The sequence below is a fragment of the Gottfriedia sp. NPDC056225 genome, from assembly GCF_042267765.1.
Taxonomy (GTDB): domain Bacteria; phylum Bacillota; class Bacilli; order Bacillales; family Bacillaceae_G; genus Gottfriedia.
Genome location: NZ_JBHJTJ010000111.1, coordinates 1 through 4169 on the forward strand (window position 1 = coordinate 1; position 4169 = coordinate 4169).

Below are 4169 nucleotides of genomic sequence, written 5' to 3' on the forward strand. Positions count from 1 at the left end.
GCTAATAGCTTTTAGATCTTGCGTTTCTTTAGGATTTTTTCGTTTTTGTATCGAATTAAGTACTAATTGAATTTCGTCAAATGTATTCAATACTTCTCCACTATTCCCTTTTCTAAAGTGGCTGGAAATCGTTGCAGGCGTTTTATCTAAAATTGAAGCAATTTTCTTTTGCTTCATAAATATTAAGTACAATGAACAAATAATCTCCTGTAGATCAGTTTGATTTTCAATTAATGTATTTTGTAATGTTAATAACAAGTTAAACATCTTTTCAAACTCAAATAGATCGTCCTCATTATTTAAATCGGTTAATTTAAAACTAAACTTAGGTCGATTTGAGGTTCTTTTTAAACTCTCATTTGCTAAACGTGCCTTTTTTAACAAAGGATGAATCCATGTTTCTATATCAATTTCATCTAATTCCAAATTTATATCTCCAAAAGTTAAACCAAAATACGGTTGATTATCTTTATATTTCCATATACGACTTATATAGAATGCAAGTACATATGCACTAGAATAGTGATTACTAACTAATAATATTTCATCTCCCATACGGTGCTTTACGATTGTTTTTACAACCCCGTCTGTCCAATCGTTAATCATTTCAACTATTTCTTTTAAATACATAGATAATTCTTGACCAAATACCTCATCATAAGATGAATTACTAACATCCATAATAAATATAGACACAGGAGTCCTCATAAAAATTCCATCCTTTTCAAATTAAGCATTAATAATAAATAAGATTAAATGAACTAATTATTTATAAATTAGACTATTTAATCTAATTATATCTTAATAAGATATTATAACCTAATTTTATTTGGATATTATTATTAATTTAAATATAATAATCTCTTTATGAGATACACAGCCGTGAAATAGGGAGAAATGCAGCGATTTTGGTTGGTGTGGAACATAGATGCCTGGCGTTGCTTCCTACGGCGACTATTTGTTATGTTAGTCCATTTAAGTTGGTTAGACAGAATTTGTTGCCATAATTTCGATTCCTCCAATTTTTTTGTCTTACCCTTAGTAAATAAATAAATTAGGTAGGAATCTATTTAAGTGTTTGTGAAATTTCTATGACATTCGACCGAAATTCATATGAAAAATAGTCGTATTTGAAATCATAATAAAAAAAAAGAGAACTAACCCCACAAAAAACAACTAATTGTTTTTTGTTTGATTAGATCCCAATTAAATTAATATTTAATTAATGATAAACCTTCACACAAATCCGACTCCTCAAAACATAACTCCAAACGCTCCCAATCAACCGGAATTCTCGGTGAAATTCTTAACTCTCCATTCAACATGCGGACTCCCCCAAATCCATTCACTACACATTGCCAGATTCCACCTAGTGATGCTGCGTGAATCCTATGATCGCTTGTTTTCATATTAGGTCCAAGATCTATTTCCGCTGCACGCCTATACAGTTCATATGCCATTTAGTCATCCTTCATATCACACGCCAACACACAATGAGTAGATAATGAAGAATCATGCAATGTCTTTGGTTCATAATAGTTCCAGTTAGCTCTTTTTACATCCTGATTAAATAGATCTTCCAGTAGATAAATCAAATCATAATGTCCGCTTGCTTTGAAACTTGTATTTGATTTACTTGGTCTAGGTTGTACTCTTTAAACATTGAGCCAATATTTTCTTAATTTTTATATTTTGATAAATCAATCTTCTTTAAAGATAAATATGTATCATCCTGTGGGATTACTAGATCCTTTTCCCGAGGAGTCGGTAAATCAATTTTTCTAGCCTTCGCTTCCCAAATTAAATAGTTCATTCCTAAATCTAGTTTTCTACTAAGCTCGGAAAATAAAATAGGTTCATTTTTCACAAGTTTATTGTAGTATTCCATTGCCTTTTTTATATTCCAATAAGCCATATAATTTGTAAATGCATTATTGTCCACATGCTCTTTATATTCATCTGGACCAACAACTTGATTAATGTAGTACTCCTCTGTTTAATCATTCCATTCTAAACGCGAAGACCAGAAGTTTGCTGTGTCAAAAATGATTTCATAACCGTATTTCTGCATAAAATCAACATCGTTTGTGATTTGGAAATACTGCCATGTTGCATATGCAATATCAGCTGTAATATGTTGTTCGATAAAACCAGACCAAATTTTTGTAGCTTCTCCTGTTATAATATCTGCGGCACCCCAAATTGGCGTTACCTCTCCGTCCTCTATCCAAGCAGATTCCCACGGATACATCGCACCTTCATATCCATTTTCCTCAACTCTCCTACGAGCCCCTTCAAACCAGATAACCCAGCATTTATTCCCAATATTAATTAACATAGAAGGATTTTCAAAACAAACAAGGAAATAGTATTGTTGTATTAATTTTGAGGAGGAAATAGTCATGCGTAAGGTTCATTTAATAAATACTAACAAAAGGAATAATCCAAATTGTGAAGTCGAAATGCTTATAAATCAAAAATGCTCCGCATATTTTCGAGACTGGCATACTTATGTGGAAAAAATACAAACGGGTGATATTGTTTTCTTGTACAGTACTGAGGTAGGTATTATTGCACGAGGAATCGCAACAGGTATTGTAGAGAAGGCTGATTACCAGGGCCATATAGATGCCGAATGCTACATGTATCTGGATCGATTTGAAAGGTTAAAAACTCCATTAACAGCGGCCAAAATTAAAGAGGCTTCTGGAATTGATGTGGTTTTTGGGGTAACTGTATTTACTTTTGCTAATTACGAAAATGGTTTAAAAGTATGGCAACATATAACAAAGCATAATCTTTAAATGATTGCATTCTTATCTATAAATCTTGCATTTTTTACAATAATAGGCCAAGACATATTCTTGGCCAAATTAAATTTATCTAGTAAAACTACCAACATAAAATTAGATATTACAAATCTATCTTTCTAAATTTACTACTAGCAAACAACACCGCTAGACTGGCAACCATTAATGATTTGTTATCACTACTAAGATTGATCCACTCATTAGTTGCATAGCTCGTTCTTCTTACAAATAATGCGTAGCTTACTCGTTATGATTAAAAAGGAGAAAAAATAAAGTAGAATAATTCCCAGCATTGCTGTAACTTTAGCAAAAATCAAGCGTCCCCTGTCAGCAACTCCTGTTACCTATAAAAGTATTTGTCCTTCAATTCGTTCCGAGCCAATTAGACTTGCTCCTACATACATAAATAATATTAATGGGATTCCAATTAAGAAAAGCAGCTACCAAATTGCACTAGTATATTGGATTAAGTCAAACTTACCAACAAAAGAAACCTAGCTCTTTCAAGAAAATATTTATCCAAGATATTTTCAAAAACAAAAGTCCTACTTAGTACACAAGTAGGACTGTTTATTTTAATAATCTATTTACAAAAATCCAAAATTTAGAGTAGTTATTATCGTACGCAATAGTCTTTTTAATTTGTCTTCTGATATACCTGTTAATCCATACCATGTTGTGGCTGGCCATAACATAATACGAGTAACTATTCAAAAAAATATTGAAGAATAAAAACCAATCTCTTCCCAAATTAAAATATTATGAATTCAATATAAGGTAAAAGATAAGTAATTCCTCCAATTAGATAAATAGAAGCCTTCATAATCTTATTTTCTAAATAGTTATATAGTAAATTCTTCAGAGGTAATAGTATCAAAAAAAGTAAAAATGAGATTGGAAATTCAATCATTATTTGGAAACTTATTAAAATAAATATTAGAACTAATATTAATTGGCAAATGTATTTCATCTTAAAAAAAACTGATAAATCCACCTTAAACATCAAACTTTTTTTCAAGAAATCCATTTCATATTTATTCAATTTTGTTAAGATGTTGTCGATTACAAACAAAATAATAAATATTATACCTATTTGATAATATACGTTACTCAATGAAAAGAATAATAGATTTAATATAAGGATAAAAGTAATACCGAAAATAATATCTCTGTAATAGTACCTCATTTTTAATAGTTCTTTTATCAAATAAAATCTATATTCAGGTTCGTAATGCTTATATAATAATTTTGTTGTAGAGGTGTTTTTTCTTGTGGAGGATAATAATATTTGTTGAGCTTCTACTATTTTACTAAAATTTTTATTTAATAAACCTTCTCCTACTTTAGACATCAATAGAT

Annotated in this window: 3 protein-coding genes and 1 pseudogene; 1 reads left to right on the forward strand and 3 read right to left on the reverse strand. The window is 30.2% G+C overall.

All coding sequences use genetic code 11. The features are described 5' to 3' along the window. Nucleotides 1–696: sigma-70 RNA polymerase sigma factor region 4 domain-containing protein (locus ACFCYN_RS25075; protein ID WP_375952825.1), on the reverse strand; the 696-nt coding region annotated here is incomplete at its 3' end. 572 nt (nucleotides 697–1268) lie between these two features. Beyond that, nucleotides 1269–2296 (reverse strand): annotated as a pseudogene (locus ACFCYN_RS25080) (glycoside hydrolase family 65 protein); the annotation flags it as partial. A 106-nt stretch (nucleotides 2297–2402) separates the two neighbouring features. Here ACFCYN_RS25080 and ACFCYN_RS25085 point away from each other — a divergent pair. Continuing rightward, the gene (locus ACFCYN_RS25085) at nucleotides 2403–2804 is read left to right on the forward strand and encodes a hypothetical protein (RefSeq protein WP_375952827.1); all 402 of its coding nucleotides are present in this window, start codon (nucleotides 2403–2405) and stop codon (nucleotides 2802–2804) included. A gap of 757 nt (nucleotides 2805–3561) precedes the next feature. Here ACFCYN_RS25085 and ACFCYN_RS25090 read toward each other — a convergent pair. Continuing rightward, nucleotides 3562–4169, reverse strand: a 608-nt coding sequence (locus ACFCYN_RS25090) for a hypothetical protein (RefSeq protein WP_375952830.1), incomplete at its 5' end; no start/stop codon positions are given.